At 69.4% G+C, this 19,337-nt stretch carries 18 protein-coding genes, 2 pseudogenes and 1 riboswitch; of the genes and pseudogenes, 10 read left to right on the top strand and 10 right to left on the bottom strand.

The genetic code is table 11. The features are described 5' to 3' along the window. Nucleotides 1–95: 95 nt before the first annotated feature. Nucleotides 96–224, bottom strand: a riboswitch (cobalamin riboswitch). A 52-nt stretch (nt 225–276) separates the two neighbouring features. The 4 genes from ACQEV8_RS29500 to ACQEV8_RS29515 form a co-directional block, all read right to left on the bottom strand. Then, entirely contained in the window at nt 277–783 is a 507-nt protein-coding gene (locus ACQEV8_RS29500) for a GNAT family N-acetyltransferase (RefSeq protein ID WP_432966267.1), read from the bottom strand. 80 nt (nt 784–863) lie between these two features. After that, the gene (mctP, locus tag ACQEV8_RS29505; RefSeq protein WP_432966270.1) at nt 864–2,492 is read right to left on the bottom strand and encodes a monocarboxylate uptake permease MctP; all 1,629 of its coding nucleotides are present in this window, start codon (nt 2,490–2,492) and stop codon (nt 864–866) included. After that, nucleotides 2,489–2,743, bottom strand: coding sequence for a DUF3311 domain-containing protein (locus ACQEV8_RS29510; RefSeq protein ID WP_432966273.1), 255 nt, complete (start codon nt 2,741–2,743; stop codon nt 2,489–2,491). Before ACQEV8_RS29510 ends, mctP begins: the two co-directional genes overlap by 4 nt. A 136-nt stretch (nt 2,744–2,879) precedes the next feature. Continuing rightward, complete coding sequence (locus ACQEV8_RS29515; RefSeq protein WP_215118602.1) at nt 2,880–3,644, bottom strand: GntR family transcriptional regulator; 765 nt, start codon at nt 3,642–3,644, stop codon at nt 2,880–2,882. 266 nt (nt 3,645–3,910) lie between these two features. Here ACQEV8_RS29515 and ACQEV8_RS29520 point away from each other — a divergent pair. The 6 genes and pseudogenes from ACQEV8_RS29520 to ACQEV8_RS29545 all read left to right on the top strand — a co-directional run bounded on the left by ACQEV8_RS29520 (nt 3,911) and on the right by ACQEV8_RS29545 (nt 9,553). Next, nucleotides 3,911–5,190, top strand: a pseudogene (locus tag ACQEV8_RS29520) (extracellular solute-binding protein). Between the two features lie 73 nt (nt 5,191–5,263). Further along, nucleotides 5,264–6,250, top strand: coding sequence for a carbohydrate ABC transporter permease (locus tag ACQEV8_RS29525; protein ID WP_432966277.1), 987 nt, complete (start codon nt 5,264–5,266; stop codon nt 6,248–6,250). Nucleotides 6,251–6,276: 26 nt separating this feature from the next. Next, nucleotides 6,277–7,140, top strand: a complete 864-nt coding sequence (locus ACQEV8_RS29530) for a carbohydrate ABC transporter permease (RefSeq protein ID WP_432973084.1) — start codon at nt 6,277–6,279, stop codon at nt 7,138–7,140. A 9-nt stretch (nt 7,141–7,149) separates the two neighbouring features. Next, nucleotides 7,150–8,715 carry a glycoside hydrolase family 3 protein gene (locus ACQEV8_RS29535; protein WP_432966280.1) on the top strand — a complete coding sequence of 522 codons (1,566 nt, stop codon included), beginning with the start codon at nt 7,150–7,152 and terminating at the stop codon, nt 8,713–8,715. A 47-nt stretch (nt 8,716–8,762) separates the two neighbouring features. Next, the gene (locus ACQEV8_RS29540; RefSeq protein ID WP_184590604.1) at nt 8,763–9,011 is read left to right on the top strand and encodes a helix-turn-helix transcriptional regulator; all 249 of its coding nucleotides are present in this window, start codon (nt 8,763–8,765) and stop codon (nt 9,009–9,011) included. Beyond that, nucleotides 9,008–9,553, top strand: a complete 546-nt coding sequence (locus tag ACQEV8_RS29545) for a hypothetical protein (protein WP_432966285.1) — start codon at nt 9,008–9,010, stop codon at nt 9,551–9,553. Before ACQEV8_RS29540 ends, ACQEV8_RS29545 begins: the two co-directional genes overlap by 4 nt. Nucleotides 9,554–9,709: 156 nt before the next feature. Here the strand turns inward: ACQEV8_RS29545 and nagB are convergent, their stop codons facing one another. Then, the gene (nagB, locus tag ACQEV8_RS29550) at nt 9,710–10,495 is read right to left on the bottom strand and encodes a glucosamine-6-phosphate deaminase (RefSeq protein WP_432966288.1); all 786 of its coding nucleotides are present in this window, start codon (nt 10,493–10,495) and stop codon (nt 9,710–9,712) included. 248 nt (nt 10,496–10,743) lie between these two features. On the opposite strand from nagB, the gene ACQEV8_RS29555 reads away from it, so the two are divergent. Beyond that, entirely contained in the window at nt 10,744–11,817 is a 1,074-nt protein-coding gene (locus ACQEV8_RS29555; RefSeq protein WP_432966291.1) for an SIS domain-containing protein, read from the top strand. Between the two features lie 138 nt (nt 11,818–11,955). Here ACQEV8_RS29555 and ACQEV8_RS29560 read toward each other — a convergent pair whose 3' ends face one another. Continuing rightward, nucleotides 11,956–12,708: an SDR family oxidoreductase gene (locus tag ACQEV8_RS29560; RefSeq protein ID WP_432966294.1), complete on the bottom strand. Its 753-nt coding sequence runs from the start codon at nt 12,706–12,708 to the stop codon at nt 11,956–11,958. Nucleotides 12,709–12,804: 96 nt separating this feature from the next. On the opposite strand from ACQEV8_RS29560, the gene ACQEV8_RS29565 reads away from it, so the two are divergent. Together ACQEV8_RS29565 and ACQEV8_RS29570 are read left to right on the top strand one after the other, a co-directional pair. Next, nucleotides 12,805–13,500, top strand: coding sequence for a TetR/AcrR family transcriptional regulator (locus tag ACQEV8_RS29565; protein WP_432966297.1), 696 nt, complete (start codon nt 12,805–12,807; stop codon nt 13,498–13,500). A 376-nt stretch (nt 13,501–13,876) separates the two neighbouring features. Beyond that, nucleotides 13,877–15,343: a sensor histidine kinase gene (locus ACQEV8_RS29570; RefSeq protein ID WP_432973087.1), complete on the top strand. Its 1,467-nt coding sequence runs from the start codon at nt 13,877–13,879 to the stop codon at nt 15,341–15,343. A gap of 193 nt (nt 15,344–15,536) precedes the next feature. Here the strand turns inward: ACQEV8_RS29570 and ACQEV8_RS29575 are convergent, their stop codons facing one another. After that, the gene (locus tag ACQEV8_RS29575) at nt 15,537–15,794 is read right to left on the bottom strand and encodes a WhiB family transcriptional regulator (RefSeq protein WP_016639615.1); all 258 of its coding nucleotides are present in this window, start codon (nt 15,792–15,794) and stop codon (nt 15,537–15,539) included. 322 nt (nt 15,795–16,116) lie between these two features. Beyond that, on the bottom strand, nt 16,117–17,085 hold the full coding sequence (locus ACQEV8_RS29580; protein WP_432966300.1) for a diacylglycerol/lipid kinase family protein: 969 nt from the start codon (nt 17,083–17,085) through the stop codon (nt 16,117–16,119). A 129-nt stretch (nt 17,086–17,214) separates the two neighbouring features. Between ACQEV8_RS29580 and ACQEV8_RS29585 the strand changes: the two genes are divergently transcribed. After that, nucleotides 17,215–17,664: a hypothetical protein gene (locus ACQEV8_RS29585; protein ID WP_432966303.1), complete on the top strand. Its 450-nt coding sequence runs from the start codon at nt 17,215–17,217 to the stop codon at nt 17,662–17,664. Nucleotides 17,665–17,667: 3 nt separating this feature from the next. Here the strand turns inward: ACQEV8_RS29585 and ACQEV8_RS29590 are convergent, their stop codons facing one another. Together ACQEV8_RS29590 and ACQEV8_RS29595 are read right to left on the bottom strand one after the other, a co-directional pair. Then, complete coding sequence (locus ACQEV8_RS29590) at nt 17,668–18,804, bottom strand: RNA polymerase sigma factor SigF (protein WP_432966306.1); 1,137 nt, start codon at nt 18,802–18,804, stop codon at nt 17,668–17,670. Between the two features lie 17 nt (nt 18,805–18,821). Further along, nucleotides 18,822–19,234: pseudogene (locus ACQEV8_RS29595) on the bottom strand (anti-sigma regulatory factor). Between the last annotated feature and the right edge of the window lie 103 nt (nt 19,235–19,337).

A 19,337-nucleotide genomic window follows, 5' to 3' on the forward strand; every position in this document is an offset into this window, starting at 1 on the left:
CTCGCGCAGGGCAGGGGGCAGCACACGAGCGCACACGGCGTCGCGTCCACCGGCCCATTCCACGAGGCCCGGACGTCAGGGCGCACCTGCCGGACGGCCGGTGCGCGCTGTCGACAGGTCCTCGGACTGACGCCCATACGTGTACGAACACGTATGGGTACACCGTTGCGGGACAGTTCCGGATTCGCACCGGATTCCCCTGCGGCGACAGCGAGCACGAGCATACATCTTGTGTCGGGTTCCGGTGGCACCCCCAGATGTTGTGTCGCGCTGGTTTCAGAGCGTCAACTGGTAGGTGAGGAGAGTGATGTCCGCCAGGTGCGGGACCGGGTTCCAGTCGCGCTCGGGAGTGCGGGTGAAACCCAGGCGTTCGTAGATGCGGTGGGCTGTGCGCATGGTGCGCTGGGTCGACAGCACGATGCGGACGCAGCCGGGCGTGGCCCGTGCGCGGTCGACACAGGCGCCTACGAGGGCCTCGCCGGTGCCGCGGCCGCGGGCGGCGTGCGAGACCGCGAGCATCCGTATCTCGGCCTCTCCCGGGCCGGCTATGTCGGCCATGGGGCCGCCGGACGGTACGAAGGTGACGCCGCCGAGGAGGGTGTCGTTCTCGACGGCGACCAGGACGTCGGCTGCGGCTGCCCGTCCGGCGACGTCTCGCAGTTCGTGGAGGTACTCGTCGCTCTCGCCGAAGTCGAGGAGGCCGTCGGCGAGATAGGCGTGGGCCGTCATCTCGCCGAGGGGGCCGTACTCGGTGGGCTTCACGCGCCGGATCAAGGTGTCCATGGCGTGAGTGTGTACGACAGCGGGCCGCCGGTGTGGTTGATCACCGGCGGCCCGCTGCGGATGTACGTGCCCGGTCGGTTCTAGTGGGCGGAGCCCGCGGTGGCGGGCGGGAGTTCCGCCTGGACCCCCGGGTCGCCCGCGTCGGCCGTGTAGTCCTCCGGCTTGGTCTCGTCGATGCCGTCGGGGGCCTTCAGAGCCTTCAGGACGAAGGTGAGGACCACCGTCACCACCACGTTCAGGACGAACGCCGTGAGACCGATGTAGCCGATCTCACCGATGCCGGGGATCTCCTTCGAGGAGCCGCCGAAGTGCTTCTGCGTCGGCGAGGCGACCCCGTACGCGGCGGCCGTGCCGTAGACCATGCCCACCGCCCAGCCCGCGAGCAGCGCCCAGCGGTGGAACCAGCGGGTGAACAGGCCGCCGACCAGGGCCGGGAAGGTCTGCAGGATCCAGATGCCGCCGAGCAGCTGGAAGTTGATGGCGACGGTCTTGTCCATGGTGAGGACGAAGGCCAGCGCGCCCACCTTCACCAGCAGGGAGACCAGCTTGGAGACCTTGGTCTCCTGCGCCGGCGTGGCGTCCGGCTTGATGAAGTCCTTGTAGATGTTGCGGGTGAAGAGGTTCGCTGCCGCGATGGACATGATGGCCGCCGGCACGAGAGCTCCGATGCCGATCGCCGCGAAGGCCACGCCCGCGAACCAGTCCGGGAACATCGTCTCGAACAGCTGCGGAATCGCCAGCTGCCCGTTCTGCACCTTGATCCCGGCCGCGATCGCCATGAAGCCGAGCAGCGCGAGCAGGCCCAGCATCAACGAGTACAACGGCAGGATCGTGGTGTTGCGGCGGATCACCTCACGGCTGCGCGAGGACAGCGTCGCCGTGATCGAGTGCGGGTACATGAACAGCGCGAGCGCCGAGCCGAGCGCCAGCGTGGCGTACGTCCACTGCCCCGCCTCCGGCGGCACCAGCGCCCCGCGCGCCGCACCCGTCGCCGGGTTGGTCTGGCTGTACGCGTCGCCCGCCTTGGCGAAGATCTCGTCGAAACCGCCCAGCTTGATCGGGATGTAGATGATCGCCACCGCGATGACGATGTAGATCAGAGTGTCCTTGACGAAGGCGATCAGCGCCGGGGCACGCAGGCCCGAGGAGTACGTGTAGGCCGCCAGCACACCGAACGCGATCAGCAGCGGCAGGTCCTTGATGAACCAGTTGGTGTCCTCGCCGCCGCCGACGCCCATCACGTCCAGCACGGCCTGGATGCCGACGAGCTGGAGCGCGATGTACGGCATGGTCGCGAGGATGCCGGTGACGGCCACGGCCAGGGACAGGCCCTTGGAACCGAAGCGGCCGCGCACGAAGTCGGACGTCGTCACGTACCCGTGCTTGTGGGACACCGACCACAGGCGGGGGAGGAAGGTGAAGATCAGCGGGTAGACCAGGATCGTGTACGGCACCGCGAAGAAACCGGCCGCGCCCGCCGCGTAGATCGCCGCCGGAACGGCCACGAAGGTGTACGCCGTGTACAGGTCGCCGCCGAGCAGGAACCAGGTGACCCAGGTGCCGAACGACCGGCCGCCCAGACCCCACTCGTCGAGGCTGTTCTCGTTCTCGGCCTTGCGCCACCGCGAGGCCAGGAAGCCCATGGCCGTGACGAGCAGGAAGAAGAAGATGAAGACGGCGAGCGCGACGCCGTTCACGCCGTCCTTCACCGCGCACCTTCCTTACGGGCGCGCTGGTCACGCTGCCACAGCTTGTAGGCGGTCATCGTCAGCGCGGTGGAGATGAGCACCCACGCCATCTGGTACCAGTAGAAGAACGGGATCCCGATGAAGGCCGGGTCGGTCTTCGCGTACGAGCCGACCCACAGCATGGCCACGAAGGGCGCTATGAGGCAGAGGCCGATGACGACGCGCATCGGCGTCACCACCGGCCCTCTGCTGGCTTCTGGGGCTTGCGACATCAAGCGACTCCGTCCCCTCAGTGATCACCTGTGTAATGCGCAGGCAATCTAGGTCAGGGTGCGGCGGGAACGGAACCCCCGTCTGCAATGCGGTACCCAATAGAAACCGGGGCTCACCAGCGGTCCACCGCGTGCGCTACTCGACAGGCCGCTTCAGCCGTGCCACGAACTTGTACCGGTCCCCCCGGTACACCGACCGCACCCACTCGACCGGCTGCCCCTCCCGGTCCAGCGAGTGCCGGGACAGCATCAGCATCGGCAGGCCGACGTCCGTGCCGAGCAGGCCGGCCTCGCGCGGGGTGGCCAGCGAGGTCTCGATGGTCTCCTCGGCCTCCGCGAGATGGACGTCGTAGACCTCGGCGAGCGCGGTGTACAGGGACGTGTACTTCACCAGCGACCGGCGCAGCGCGGGGAAGCGCTTGGCGGACAGATGGGTGGTCTCGATGGCCATCGGCTCGCCGTTGGCCATGCGCAGCCGCTCGATGCGCAGCACGCGTCCGCCGGGCGCGATGTCGAGCAGGCCGGCGAGGCGGTCGTCGGCGGTGATGTAGCCGATGTCCAGCAGCTGCGAGGTGGGTTCCAGGCCCTGCGCGCGCATGTCCTCGGTGTACGAGGTCAGTTGCAGCGCCTGGGAGACCTTCGGCTTGGCGACGAACGTGCCCTTGCCCTGGATGCGCTCCAGCCGGCCCTCGACGACCAGCTCCTGCAGCGCCTGGCGCACAGTGGTGCGCGAGGTGTCGAACTCCGCCGCCAGCGTGCGCTCGGGCGGGACCGGCGTGCCGGGCGCCTGCGTGTCCGTCATGTCGAGCAGGTGCTTCTTCAGGCGGTAGTACTTGGGCACGCGTGCGGTACGGACGGGCGCCCCGTTCTCGTTCTCCGCACTGCTGACGTCGGTGCTCATGCTCCGCCTTCCCGGCTCGGTCCGCCGACACGATCCCACCTGTATACCGTCGGCGCCGCTTTTGGTCTAGTCCACCAAGTCCAGTGGTCTACCTGAAGTATGGCGTGTGCGGTCGGTATTTCGCTGGCTTATTACTTAAAGGTTCCTGCATATGTAGGTCGCATAACGGCTGGTCAGAGCCTTATCGGGCCTCTTGACAGGTCTCGTGGTCCGGGTCAAGCTCCTCCCTACTGGTCTACACCAATGGTCCAGCTGAGGAGGGTGGCGTGAAGCGCAAGCTGATATCCGCGATCGGTATCGCGGGCATGATGGTCTCCATCGCGGCGTGCGGGGGCGAGGGCGGTGGTTCGGACAAGGGCGGCGCGGACGCCAAGGAGCTGACCGTCTGGCTCACCGTCGACGCCCAGAACAACTGGCCGCAGCTGGTGAAGGCCGCCGACGCCGCGGTGCAGAAGAAGCACCCCGGTCTTAAGATCAACCACGAGTACTACGGCTGGCCCGACAAGAACGCCAAGCTCGACGCCGTCCTCGCCACCGACAAGGCCCCCGACGTGGTCGAGATGGGCAACACCGAGATGCTCGGCTACATGGTCAAGGGCGCCTTCGCCCCCTGGACCCGGCGAAGTTCGACAACTCCGACGCCTGGCTGGACGGCCTCAAGGCCTCCGTCACCTATGAGGACAAGACCTACGGCGTCCCGTACTACGCCGGCGGCCGTGTCGCCAACTGGCGCAAGGACATCGCGGCTTCGGTCGGTGTGAAGACGCCCCCGAAGACCTACAAGGAGCTGACCACCGCCCTGGACAAGATCCAGAAGAAGGAGGGCGGCAAGTTCAACGCCTGGTACCAGCCGACCCGCGACTGGTACGCGGCCATGTCCTACGTCTACGACGCCGGCGGCGCCATCGCCACCGAGTCGGGCGGCCAGTGGAAGGCCTCTCTCTCCTCGCCCGAATCCCTCAAGGGCCTGACGGGGTTCAAGAACGTCGTCGACTCGTACATGCACGGCGACAAGACCAAGGACGAGTCCGACCGCTACATCGTCTACGGCCAGGGCAAGTCCGCCATGATCTTCGCCGCCGCCTGGGAGGGCGCGACCGCCGAGGACCCCAAGAACGACAAGACCGGCAAGCTCAAGGGCAACCTCGAGAACTTCGTGATGCCCGGCCCGTCCGGCAAGAACATGCCCGTCTTCCTGGGCGGCAGCGACCTCGCCGTGCCGGTGAAGTCCGACGCGCAGGACCTCGCCGCCGAGTGGATCAACGCGTACACCGGCTCCTCCGGGCAGAAGGGCCTGATGGCCAAGGGCAATCTGCCCAACAACAAGACCGACCTCGCGACCCTGAAGAACGACCCGGCGACGGCGGTCCCCGCCACCGCGGCCGAGTCCAACTGGTTCGTCCCGATGGCCCCCGGCTGGGGCCAGGTCGAGAAGGCGCAGATCCTGCAGACCATGCTGCAGAGCATCGGCACCGGCAAGAAGTCGGTCGAGGCCGCCGCCAAGGACGCGGACGCCGCGATCGACAAGGTCATCAACACCAAGTGACCTACGGGCGGGGCTCCCTCACCGGGCGGAGCCCCGCCGTCGCCAGACCTGAGGGAGCGCCGAGGAGCACGCGATGAGTGCCGCAGACACCACCACCCCCGCCAAGGTGCCGCCACCGCGGCAGGCACCGCCACCCCCTGCCGACGATCTGCCACGGGCGAAGCGGCCGTCGGGCGGGGCCACGGCCCCCTGGCTGCTGCTCGCGCCCTGCCTGCTGATCCTCGCCCTGGTCATGGGCTATCCGCTGGCCCGTCTTGTCACCCTGTCCTTCCAGAGGTTCGGGCAGTCCCAGCTGTGGGGCTTCCAGCCGGCCGAGTCGGTCGGGTTCGACAACTTCGCCAAGGTGCTGGGTGACGGCGAGTTCTGGGCCGTCGTCCTGCGCACCATCGTCTTCGCGACCGGGGCCGTCGTCCTCACGATGGTGATCGGCATGGCGCTCGCCCTGCTGCTCCAGCGGGTCTCCGGCTGGCTGAAGGTGCTCATCAACATCGTGCTGGTGGCGAGCTGGGGCATGCCCGTCATCGTGGCGACCACGGTCTTCAAGTGGCTCTTCGACTCGGACTACGGCGTCTTCAACGCGCTGCTCAGCAAGCTGCCCGGCGTCGACATGATCGGCCACAACTGGTTCGCCAGCGGGCCTCAGGGTCTGGCCGTGATCATGCTGCTGGTGGTCTGGGGAGCCGTGCCGTTCGTGGTGATCACGCTCAGCGCCGGACTCACCCAGGTCCCGAAGGAACTGGAGGAGGCGGCCCGCCTGGACGGCGCCGGCTCCTGGGGCGTCTTCCGCTACGTCACCCTGCCCGTCCTCAAGCCGATCATCGTGATGCTCACGACCCTGTCGGTCATCTGGGACATGGGCGTCTTCCCCCAGGTGTTCGTCATGCGCAACGGCCACCCCGAGCCGGAATTCCAGGTCCTCAACACCTACTCCTACGACCGGGCCTTCGTGGTCAACGACTACGCGCAGGGCTCGGCCATCGCGCTGATCACCGTCCTGCTGCTGCTCGGCGTGGTCGCCGTCTACATGCGGCAGATGCTGAAGATCGGAGAGGTCGAATGAGCACGCTCGCCGAAGCCGGCCGCCGGATGTCAGCCGGCCGCGGCAAGCCAGCCGGTCGTAAGCCGGCCGGTCGCGGTAGGTCGCGGTTCGGCTGGAACCTCCTCGGCCTCCTGGTCTTCGTCGTCGCCGGATTCCCCCTCTACTGGATGCTCAACACGGCGTTCAAGCCCGCCAAGGACGCCATCGACCCGGACCCGAGCCTGCTGCCCACCGGCATCACCTTCGCCAACTTCGGCCGGGCGCTGGACATCGCCGACTTCTGGGGCCCGGTGGGCCGCAGCCTGGTGGTGTCGCTGGCGGTCGTCGTCATCGGCATGGCCGTCGGGCTGCTGGCCGCGCTCGCCATCTCCCGGTTCGCCTTCCGCGGCCGGAAGATCGTGATCGTGGGCATCCTGGCGGTCCAGATGGTGCCGCTGGTCGCCATGATCATCCCGGTGTTCCTGCTGCTCAACGACCTGGGCCAGTACGACCGGCTGACCGGCCTCATCATCACGTACCTGACCTTCGTCCTCCCGTTCACGGTGTGGACGCTGCGCGGCTTCATCGTCAACATCCCGAAGGAACTGGAGGAGGCGGCCATGGTCGACGGCTGCTCCCGCACCGGCGCCTTCCTCCGGGTCGTCTTCCCGCTCCTGGCCCCCGGCATGGTCGCCACCTCGGTCTACGGCTTCATCCAGGCCTGGAACGAGTACCTCTACGCCCTGATGCTGCTCAGCCAGAAGAACCAGACGGCGACCGTCTGGCTCGGCAACTTCACCACCAAGCACGGCACCGAGTACGCCCCGATGATGGCCGGCGCCACGATGATGGCCGTGCCCATCGTCGCCCTCTTCCTCCTAGTCCAGCGCAAGATGGCCGCGGGCCTGACCGCGGGCGCCGTGAAGGGATGACCCCACCCGATGACGACACTCGCCAGCGGTGCCGACACGCTCACGCGTGACGCCCTGACGGTTCTCCAGCCCGGCTTCACCGGCACCACCGCCCCCGACTGGCTGCTGCGCAGGCTCGGTGAGGGCCTCGCCTCCGTCGGCCTGTTCGGCCGCAACATCGCCTCGCCCGGCCAACTGGCCGCGCTCACCGCGCAGCTGCGGGCCGAGCGCGACGACGTGCTGGTCGCGATCGACGAGGAAGGCGGTGACGTGACCCGCCTGGAAGTGCGGTCAGGCTCCTCCTTCCCGGGCAACCACGCGCTCGGCGCGGTCGACGACGTGGAGCTGACGCGAGCCGTCGCCCACGAACTGGGCCGCCGCCTCGCGGCCTGTGGCGTGAACCTCAACTGGGCCCCCTCCGCCGACGTGAACTCCAACCCGTCCAACCCGGTGATCGGCGTCCGCTCCTTCGGCGCCGACACCGACCTGGCCGCACGGCACACCGCGGCCTATGTGTCGGGCCTGCAGTCCGCCGGAGTCGCCGCCTGCACCAAGCACTTCCCCGGCCACGGCGACACGGCCGTCGACTCGCACCACTCCCTCCCGCACATCGACGTCCCCGCGGACGTGCTCGCCGACCGCGAACTGACCCCGTTCCGCGCGGCCATCGCCGCCGGCACCCGGGCCGTGATGAGCGCCCACATCCTGGTCCCGGCCCTGGACCCCGACCACCCGGCCACGCTCTCCCGGCGCATCCTGACCGGCCTGCTGCGCGGCGAACTCGGCTACGACGGCCTCATCGTCACCGACGGCATGGAGATGCGGGCCATCGCCGGCACGTACGGCATCGAACGCGGCAGCGTCCTCGCCGTCGCCGCCGGCGCCGACGCGATCTGCGTGGGCGGCGGCCTGGCCGACGACGCGACCGTACTGCGGCTGCGCGACGCCCTGGTCGCCGCGGTACGCGCGGGCGAACTCCCGGAGGAACGCCTCGCCGACGCCGCCGACCGGGTCAGGGCACTGGCCCGCTGGGCGGGCACGGCCGGCTGCTCACCCGAGATCACACCCGGCGACGAGATCGGCCTGCGGGCCGCCCGCCGCGCCCTCACGGTGACCGTCGCCCCGGGCCTGGAGCGCCCGGAGAGCTTCAAGCCCCTCACCGAACCGCCCTACGTCGCCGCTCTCACCCCCGTCGCCAACATCGCGGTCGGCGACGAGACCCCGTGGGGCGTCGCCGCGGAACTCATCCACCTCCTGCCGGGCACCGTGACCGGCAGCTTCTCCGCCGAGGCCGACAAGACCGGCAAGGACGGCCAGGCCGGCAAGGGCGGGGCGAGCGCAGGACGGGCGGCCCTTCAAGCTGCCGGCGCGCGCCGCATCGTCGCCGTCGTCCGCGACGAACACCGCCACCCCTGGATGGCCTCGGCCCTCGACACCCTGCTGGCGGCCCGCCCCGACACCATCGTGGTCGAGATGGGCGTCCCCCGGGCCGCCCCGCGCGGCGCCCTGCACATCGCCACCCATGGCGCGGCCCGCGTCTGCGGCAGGGCGGCAGCCGAGGTGATCACCGGGCTCGCCGGGATCACGGGATCGTAGAGATCACTGGGTTGTGGGACTGCCTCCGAATGTAGTACTTCTTATACATGAGCGAGCAGGTGCACAACAGGCTGGCCATGGTGCGCGCCGAACGGAAGGTGTCGCGCCAGAGCCTGGCCGAGGCGGTGGGAGCCCACTACCAGACCATCGGCTACATCGAGCGAGGGCAGTACAACCCGAGCCTCGACCTGGCGCTGAAGATCTCGAAGTTCTTCGGTCTGCCGGTCGAGGCCGTGTTCTCCCTCGAACCGTTCCGCCCGCTCACGGACGAGGTCTACGGGAGGAACCAGCCATGACGACGACACGCCTGACCCACTACGACCGGAGCATGCTGCGGCTGATGAACGACCGCCGGGGCCAGGCCTGGTACGCCACGGCGGCCCGCCGACGTCTGGCCGTCGCCACGCACATCACCCTCACCGTGGCCATCGGCGGACTGATGACCCACTTCTTCCTCGCCGAAGGCGAGCCGCTGTGGCCCATCGCCGTCATGGCCGTACTGCTGCTCCCCTGGATGGTCGCTACCAGCGTGATCAACGGTGCCACCAGGGGCCTGCTGGAGCTGCGCGAACCCGTCCTGGACGAGAGGCAGTCGGCGGAACGCAGCCGCGTCCTGGCCCGCGCCCACCGCATGACGACCCTGCTCCTGGCCGCGGCGGCGACTGCCCTGCTGACCACGGGCGGCGTCGCCGGCGACGCTCCGAAGGCCTACGCCGCGCCCCTGCTGGTCGCCGTCCTCGTGGTCCACTGGCTGATGCCGCTGTGGGTGGCCGGCCTGCGCGCCCAGGACGAGCCGGCCGAGGACGACGCACTGGAGGCCGGGGCCCTCGGCCGATAGGCCTGTCGTTCGGGTCGGGGCCGCAGGGAGCTGGGAGGCAGTGAGTCAGGCTGCAGGGGGTCGGGCTGCGCGGAGTCAGGCTGCAGGGGGTGGGGCCGCAGGGAACCGACGGCACTCGTCGGCTCCCGCGTCTGCGGCGCTGTCCGACGCCAGGCTCTATATCCCCTGCCACTCCGGCTTGTTGACATACGTGTGCCGGAAGTAGTCCGCGTGCTTCAGCTTCGACGCGGCGGCCTCGTCCACGACGACGGTCGCGTGCGGGTGGAGCTGGAGCGCGGACGCGGGGCACACCGCGGCCACCGGCCCCTCCACTGTCGCCGCCACCGCGTCCGCCTTGCCCTCCCCGGTGGCGAGCAGCACCAGGTGCCGGGCCTCCAGGATGGTGCCGATGCCCTGCGTGATCACGTGATGCGGCACCTGGTCGATGTCGCCGTCGAAGAACCGCGCGTTGTCGATCCGGGTCTGCTCGGTCAGCGTCTTGATCCGGGTCCGCGACGCCAGCGACGAGCACGGCTCGTTGAACCCTATGTGCCCGTCGGTCCCGATCCCGAGCAGCTGAAGGTCGACACCCCCGGCGTCCGACAGCGCCTTGTCATACGCCTCGCACGCGCCCTGCACGTCCTCGGCGGTGCCGTCCGGGCCTGTGAACCGGCCCATCCCGATCCCGAGCGGCTCCAGCACCTCACGTCGCAGCACCGAGCGGTACGACTCCGGATGGTCGGCGGGCAGCCCCACGTACTCGTCGAGCTGCGCGATCCGCGCCCCCGCGACGTCCACGGCACCGGAGAGCACCTTGGCCGCCAGCGCCTCGTACACGGGCAGCGGCGTCGAGCCCGTCGCCACGCCGAGCAGCGCGTCGGGCTTGCGCCGGAGCAGCTGGGCCATGGCCTCGGCGATGAGCTCGCCGCCGGCCTTGGCGTCCGGAACGATGACAACTTCCACGCTGGGCCTGCCGATCTGAGAGGAATGGCTCGACTGGGACTGGACCCTTGAGGGGTCATGTGGTTTAGACCAATCTAACAGAGCGGGGCCGTCGCTCCCAGGGTGTACGCCCTTGCTCCCGAGCGGGCGGCACGACTGTGCCGACCAGGCCTCGACCCGGTGAACAGTGCCGGTCCCGCGAGGGCGTTCTCCGGCCCGGGGGAGTGGAATGGGAGCTGCAGTCGCCCGCGCCACGGAAGGAGCCCGCCATGACATTCGCCGCCACACCGGACCCCCTCGGCGCACTCCCGGGCCGGACCATGGCCCGGGAGATGGCGGAGCAGCCCGCCGTCCTGCGCCGAATCCTGGCCGACGGTGCCCCCGCCGTCCGGGACGTGGCTCAGCGGATCGCCGCCCGCGCACCCCGCTTCGTCCTGCTGACCGCCCGCGGCACGTCCGACAACGCCGCCCTCTATGCCAAGTACCTTCTGGAGATCCGCCTCGGCCTGCCCTGCGGACTCACCTCGATGTCCACCACCACGGCCTACGGCGCCCGACCCGATCTCACGGACGTCCTCGTCGTCACCGTCAGCCAGTCCGGCGGCTCCCCGGACCTGGTGGCCTCGACCCGGGCCGCCCGCGAGGCCGGCGCGATCACCCTGGCCGTCACCAACAACCCCGACTCACCGCTCGCCGACGTCTCCGAGCACCACATCGACATCATGGCCGGACCGGAGAAGGCGCTCCCCGCGACCAAGACCTACACTGCCTCCCTCCTCGCGCTCTACCTGTTCGTCGAGGGCCTTCGCGGCGGCGACGGCGCGGCCGCGCACGCCTTGCCGGACCTCGCCGGGCAACTGCTCGCCCGGCAGGACGAGGTGCGCACCCTCGCCGCCCGCTACCGCTTCGCCGAGCGCATGGTGATCACCTCGCGCGGCTACGGCTACCCCACGGCCAAGGAGGCCGCCCTCAAGCTGATGGAGACCAGCTACATCCCCGCCCTCGCCTACTCCGGCGCCGATCTGCTGCACGGGCCGCTCGCGATGGTCGACAACGTCTCCCCGGTCATCGCCGTGGTCACCGACGGCAAGGGCGGCGAAGCGCTCCAGCCCGTCCTCGACCGGTTGCGCGGCCGCGGCGCCGACCTGGTCGTCATCGGCCCCAGGCATCAGGTCGAGCAGGCGACGGCCGGCTTCGTCCTGCCGACGGACGGTGTGGCCGAAGAGGTCCAGCCGATCCTGGAGATCATCCCCCTCCAGCTTCTCGCCCACGAGGTCACCATCGCCCGCGGCCAGGACCCGGACGCGCCTCGCGCGCTGGCGAAGGTGACCGAGACGCGCTGAACCACGGTGGACTCAGGGGTGCCGAGGGACCTTGGCCTGATCGCCGTGGCGTCCGCCCGGCGCAGGTGCCGTCGTCGCGTGAGTCCGGCCTCTTCGCGGCGCCGGCCGTCCTCCACCGTCGCGCTATCCCGGCCGCGTCTACGTGAGCGAACCCCCCGTCACATCCACCCAGCTCCCCGTCACCCACCGGCCCCCGTCCGAGGCCAGGAACGCCACCACGTCGGCGACATCGGCGGGCTCACCCACGCCGCCCAGCGCCGATATCGCCGAGGCCTTCGCCCAGCCGTCGGCCGTTCCGTGCAGCAGCTCGGCCGTGTTGTCCGTGTCGATGAGCCCCGGCGCCACCGAGTTGACCGTGATGCCCCGAGGGCCCAGCACCTTGGACAGGTCCCGTGAGAGGACGTCCAGCGCGCCCTTCGTCATCGTGTACGCCACAAGGTCCGGCATCGCCGCCGTCCGGGCCAGGCCCGACGAAATGTTGACGACCCGGCCGCCGTCCCGCAGTCGATTCATGCCGTGCTTGAGAATGAAGAACGGCGCCTTCACATTGACCGCGAAGACCTGGTCGTACTCCCGCTCGTCCAGTTCCCCGATCGGTCGCGTCTTCCCGATCCCCGCGTTGTTCACCAGGATGTCGAGCCCGTCCGCGTGCCGGTCGAACTCCTCCCACAGTGCCTCGGCGTCGCCCGGTACTCCGAGCTCCACGCCCATCATGAACGCCGAGCCGCCCGCTGCCTCGATCGCCGAGACCGTCTCCTTCGCCGCCGTCTCGCTCCTGCCGTAGTGCACTCCGACCCGCGCGCCGTCGCGCCCCAGCCGCTCGGCGATGCCTCGCCCGATGCCCCTGCTCGCCCCCGTGACGAGTGCCGTCCTGCCCGTGAGCACGCCCATGCCGGCTCCCCTTCGCATTTCCCTAGTGGCCGCTACAGAAATGACCGTACAACAGCCCGCCGACCTTTCTCTAGTGCCCGCTATAAAATGCACCCCATGGTGAACGACGACGCGACAGCGAAGACCGAGAGGCGCGCAACCGCGGACGCCCGGAGGGCGGAGGCCTCGGCGGGGAGTCAGAAGAAGGGCAGACCTCGCGGACGCCCCCGCTCCTTCGATCGTGAGACCGTGCTGGAGAAGGCCCTTCTGGCCTTCTGGGAGCACGGCTACGAGGCCACGTCCGTCTCCGATCTCACCCGCGTCATGGGCATCGGCGCCCCGAGTCTCTACGCGGCCTTCGGCGACAAGCGCTCCCTCTTCGAGGAGGCCGTCCGCGTGTACGGCACGGGGCACGGCTCGTTCGCCGGCCGCGCCCTCGCCGAGGAACCCACCGCCCGGGCCGCCGTCGAGCGCACGCTGCGCGAGGCCGCCACCGCGTACACGGAACCCGGCCACCCGCACGGCTGTCTCGTCGTCCACGCGGCCACGAACTGCTCGGAGGCCGAGGTCGAGCAGTCTCTGCGGGACCGCCGCAATGCCAACATCGCCGCCTTCGAGTGCCGCATCAGGGCCGATGTCGCCGCCGGCGTCCTGCCTCCGGACACCGACGCCGCCGTCCTGGCCCGTCACGTCGGAGTGATGGTCCAGGGCATGTCACAACAGGCGCGGGACGGGGCGAGCCGGGAGGAATTGGAGGCGGTCGCGAAAATTGCCATGACCGTCTGGCCCCGCACAGGAACCCACACGGGTTAGGCTGCGTGGTGGATGTCACTGCGTCCGATTCGCGGGAGACAGCACAACAACGAACAGCCTTCAACGCATGGACACCCCCTAGTGGTCTAGTCCACAATGCATACGAGGGCGCTTGCGCAGCGCGTACAAGCCTCCGTCCTCCCCGCACAGGAGGACGGACCGAGGAACCGAGGCTCTCTGCCCTGACTGCCCCGGGTCCTCATCCTTCGGCCGACCGGGACCGCACACCCCACGGCCGATGCTGCTCCGGGCTGCGGTGCCGGGAGGGTTGAGGGTCCCTCTCAGGCGCCGCGGCCCGCGGGTGTTTCCGGGCCCGTACGGGATCCGAACATTTCAGAGGTGCAAACCCCCGGGTACGCTCGCACACGTGCCCTCCATGAACGAACTCGTACGCCAGCACACCGCACTCGACGACACCGATCTCGAGTGGCTGCACCTGCTGGTCTCGGAGTGGCAGTTGCTCTCCGACCTCTCCTTCGCCGACCTGGTCCTGTGGGTCCCCACCAGTGACGGCACCCGGTACGTCTCGGTCGCCCAGATGCGGCCCAACACCGGCCCGACCTCGTACCAGGACGACATGGTGGGCCACCTCGTCCCGCGCGGCCGTCGCCCCATGCTGGACGCCGCCCTCGACGAGGGCCGCATCGTGCGCGAGGGCGACCCCGAGTGGCGCGAAGAGGTCCCCGTCCGGGTCGAGTCGATCCCAGTGCGGCGGGAGGGACGCGTCCTCGGCGTCATCGCGCGCAACACCAACCTCCTGACCGTGCGTACCCCGAGCCGCCTGGAACTCACCTATCTGCAGAGTGCCTCCGACCTCGCACAGATGATCGCGGCCGGCTCCTTCCCGTTCGCGAACCAGCAGCTCGACATGGACGCCTCGCCCCGCGTGGGCGACGGACTGATCCGGCTCGACGCCGACGCCCTCGTCCAGTACGCCTCGCCGAACGCCCTCTCCGCCTATCACCGTCTCGGTCTCGCCTCCGACCTCGTCGGCCAGCACCTGGGCAGGACCACCGCCGAACTCGCCCCGACCCGGGGCCCGGTGGACGAGGCACTCGCCAAGGTCGCCAGCGGCTGGGCGCCGCGCGAGTTCGAGATCGAGGCCAGCGACGGGGTCATCCAGTTCCGCGCGATCCCCCTAAGCCCCAAGGGCACCCGCATCGGCTCGCTGGTGCTGCTCCGCGACGTCACCGAACTCCGTCGCCGCGAACGCGAGTTGATCACCAAGGACGCGACGATCCGGGAGATCCACCACCGGGTCAAGAACAACCTCCAGACGGTGGCGGCCCTGCTCCGTCTCCAGGCCCGGCGCATCGAGTCCGACCGCGGCCGCGAGGCCCTCGAAGAAGCGGTGCGACGCGTCGGGTCGATTGCGATCGTGCACGAGACGCTCTCTCAGAACCTGGACGAGCGGGTCGAGTTCGACGACATCGCCGACCGTGTGCTGGCCATGGTCGCGGAAATCTCCCCCGGGAAGGTCACCGGCCGGCGCACCGGTCGCTTCGGCATCCTCGACGCCGAGGTCGCCACGCCGTTGTCGATGGTGCTGACCGAGGTTCTGCAGAACGCCCTGGAACACGGCTTCCGCGAGGGCGACACCGGCACGGTCGAGGTGTCGGCGATCCGCGGCGGCACGACCAAGGAGGCCCGGCTGCTGGTCACCGTCCAGGACGACGGCGTCGGCCTGCCGGAGGGATTCGATCCGCACACTGCGGGCAACCTCGGCCTGCAGATCGTACGGACCCTGGTGGAAGGCGAGTTGGGCGGCACTTTCGACATGGTCCCGGCCCCGGAGCGCGGTACCCGCGTGATCCTCGACATCCCGGTGCGGTCACAGAAGTAGGAAACGGCCGGTGGCCCTCCGCCGAAAGAGCCCCTGAACAGCATTGAGCCCGGGCCACTTGGTGGCCCGGGGCTCAATGCTCGTTGCTGCTTTGCTAAGCGCATCGGGGGAACTGCGCGCTGCGGCTCGGGGGCGGGAGATGCGTACTCGCTGTACGCGCCGCCAAGCTCAGGCTGTCAGCAGGGGTGGGTTGTCAGGCGGAGGCCTGACGAGCCCGGTTGCGGGCGGCGCGGCGCTTCATGGCACGGCGCTCGTCCTCGCTGAGACCACCCCAGACGCCGGAGTCCTGGCCGGACTCGAGCGCCCACTGCAGACACTGCTCCATTACCGGGCAGCGACGGCAGACGGCCTTGGCTTCCTCGATCTGCAGCAGCGCAGGACCGGTGTTGCCGATGGGGAAGAAGAGCTCGGGGTCTTCCTCGCGGCAAACGGCGTTGTGACGCCAGTCCATGGCTGCTACCTCTCCTTGGTATTACGTGCAGGGTTTGCTTGTGAATGTGAACGCTTTCACGAATCCCTCAACAAGTGAAGGGCCGACTGCCAGGTTCCCTGGCGTGGGTCCTGTGATCTGGAGAGGGATTCTGGTGATCAGTGGAGGCCGGTGTTGCGGGCCGTCTCGATCGCCACGTAGAGACTCGCAAACCTCAGCGGCGGATACAACCCCTTCTGGAAAGTTTTTTTTGATTCTTCGGTGTCGACTAGGTCACAGCCGTACTTCCATGGGGTGGACCCTGGCCTAAACGTTCGAGTGAAAGGACTTTAGCCAGTTCTGCTCACACAATCACACGCAGTGCACGGCGTACGCCTGTGAACGTCACGCTCGTTCGCAGGCCCAGGTGGTCACCGTCCATCTGGAGGGGGAGCGGCACCTTGGAATGCAAGGTGAACTCGGTCATGTCGTGCAGGGAAGTGGCGTGTTTGCCATGGGGTCCACGCTCGGGGGACGAAGTGAGCAACTGGGTCCCATACCGGGCAACAGCGGCGGTGGACAGGCGGCTGAGACCGAAGAGATCGAGCCCGGTATCGAACGAGGCCTTAGGCGCCGCGTAGATCGGGCGATTCCCCAGAAACGTCCACGGGGAGGTGTTCGAGACTATGGACAGCACCAGATCCGTGACCGGATCCTCGCCCGCCCGCTCCAGCGTGATCATGCCGTGCCGGCGGTTGGTCTCACCGAGGAGCTGGCGCACGACCTGGCGTACGTAGAGAGCGTGTGTGGATTTCCGGCCGCGCTCGCGATGCTGTTCCACCCGGCCGACCACACCGGCGTCGAAGCCGAGCCCCGCGTTGAAGGTGAACCAGCGGGCCGGCACCGTCTCGTCCTCCGTGCCGGGCGTACCCGAGGCCAGGCCCAGGCCGACGGTGCGTTCGCTGCCGTCGCGCAGGGCGTCCAACAGCGCGCCGGTGGCCTCCACGGCGTCATTGGGCAGGCCGAGGGCACGGGCGAAGACGTTGGTGGAGCCGCCCGGGACCACGGCGAGGCGGGGGAGGTGCCCAGGAGCGGGGCCGGCGTGCAGGAGGCCGTTGACCACTTCGTTGACCGTGCCGTCGCCGCCGAGGGCCACGACCAGATCGATGTCCTCGCTGTCCGCCGCCTGCCGGCCCAGGTCGCGAGCGTGGCCGCGGTACTCGGTGGTGACCGCCTCCAGCTTCATCTCGCTGGCGAGCGCGTGGATCAGTACGTCGCGCGTGCGCGCACTGGTGGTGGTTGCCGCCGGATTGACCACGAGAAGTGCACGCATGACTGGCAGCGTACCTACTGGGGGGTACCGGGCCCAGACCGAGGTAGGGATCAGGTAAGAGACCAGGGCTTGCAGCAGGGGGTTGAACCTCGCCACAGGGGTGGGTACGAGGAGGGCTACTCTTCAGGAGTGAGCAGTGAGCAGACCCCCACCACCGAGGAAACCACCGGCCCCCGCCCCCGGCGTCTGACGTACGCCGCGCTGCTGGCCGCACTGGAGGGGCTCGCGCTGGTCGCCGGCGGCGTCTGGATCCTCGTTCTCGGCCTCACAGGGCATCCGGACGACCGGCAGCAGGCAGTGACCGGAGGCATCACGCTGGTCGTGCTCGCCCTGCTGCCGCTGCTCGCGTCCCGTGGACTGCTCGCCCTGCGCAGCTGGAGCCGCGGCCCGGCCGTCATCACCCAGCTCATGGCGCTGCCGGTGGCCTACAACCTGCTCCAGGCCGACAGCATGGCCATTCCGGCCGGGATCGCCCTCGCGGTCGTGGCCGTCGCGGCGCTCGTGTTGCTCGTGAACCCCGAGACGACCCGGGCCCTCGGGATCCGCGGGCCCGGCAGTCCCGGCAACGTGGAGAAGTAGCCGTCACTCCTCGACGAGGAGCCTCTCCCGCAGCTGCGCAAGCGTGCGCGCCAGCAGCCGCGAGACGTGCATCTGTGAGATGCCGACCTCCTGCGCGATCTGCGACTGCGTCATGTTGCCGAAGAACCGCAGCAGCAGGATCCGCTTCTCGCGCGGCGGGAGGTCCTCCAGCAGCGGCTTGAGGGACTCCCGGTACTCCACGCCCTCCAGCGCCTCGTCCTCCGCGCCGAGGGTGTCCGCGACCGCCGGGGAATCGTCGTCGGTGTCGGGGACGTCCAGGGACAGCGTGGAGTACGCGTTGGCCGACTCCAGGCCCTCCAGGACCTCCTCCTCCGAGATCGCCAGCTTCTCGGCGAGCTCGTGGACCGTGGGGGAGCGGCCGTGCAGCTGTGAGAGCTCGGCCGTGGCCGTGGTCAGCGCCAGGCGCAGCTCCTGCAGCCTGCGCGGGACGCGCACCGCCCAGCCCTTGTCGCGGAAGTGCCGCTTGATCTCGCCGACGACCGTGGGGGTCGCGTACGTCGAGAACTCCACGCCGCGATCCGGGTCGAAGCGGTCGACCGACTTGATCAGCCCGATCGTGGCGACCTGGGTGAGGTCGTCCAGCGGCTCACCGCGGTTGCGGAAGCGGCGCGCGAGATGCTCGACGAGCGGCAGGTGCATGCGGACCAGCTGATTGCGCAGCTCCGCGTACTCCGGGCTGTCGTCCCCCAGGGTGCGCAGTTTGAGGAACATGTCGCGCGCCCCGCTGCGGTCGGGAGAGCCGTGCTGCGCACCCCGTGTGTGGTGCGCGCTCGGCGCCTGATGCTCGGAGTCTCGCTCGTGCTCGCTCATCGTCCCGCCCGTCGCCCTTCCCCGAGCCCTCGCCTCCTCCGCCACTCTCGACTTCGCGCGAGTGGGCGGACCCCCTGGGACAGGGGATGCGGTGATCCCCCCGCCCGGAGGCGCGCTCCGCACGGCACCGCCTTGGTCCAGTCGCCCGCCGCCCGGGAGGACTGCCTCCGCGGAGTCGTCCTCAGGGTGCGGGCGGGCCTGCTCGGGGATGCCGTCGATGCCGTCCGCCATGCTCCGGGCCCCGCTCGGACCACTCGTGCCCGTGCCCTCGGCCGGCAGCTCTCGTGTGCTGCGCTCTTCGTCCCGCACCGGCCCGTCCTCGCTCCTCACGCCGGCCCGGGTCCCGCGCCGCGCTGTTTGTAGAGGCTGATCGAAACGGTTTTGTCCTTGTCCACGGCGGAGGAGACCTTGCCCGCGAGGGCGGACAGGACGGTCCAGGCGAAGGTGTCCCGCGAGGGGCATGGCCGTCCGTGGTCGGGGCCGAGACAGTGACCTCGAGTGAGTCGTCGACGAGGCGGAACACACAGCTGAGCACCGAGCCGGGCACGGCCTGCTGAAGCAGGATCGCGCAGGCCTCGTCCACCGCGATGCGCAAGTCCTCGATCTCGTCGAGGGTGAAGTCCAAACGGGCCGCGAGACCGGCCGTGGCCGTACGCAGCACCGACAGGTAGGCACCCGCGGCCGGCAGCCGGACTTCCACGAAGTCCTGGGTCGCGGGCTCGCCTGCGATCTGGGACACCCTCACCTCCATGGTGGTACAAGCGTTTCAGGGCCGAGGGTCGCCCCTCGGGTTAACGCGATACGTGGTTCAGCGGTGACGCTATCGCGCTCTCGACGGTCCT

The sequence above is a fragment of the Streptomyces sp. CA-179760 genome, from assembly GCF_050937045.1.
Classification (GTDB): Bacteria; Actinomycetota; Actinomycetes; order Streptomycetales; family Streptomycetaceae; genus Streptomyces.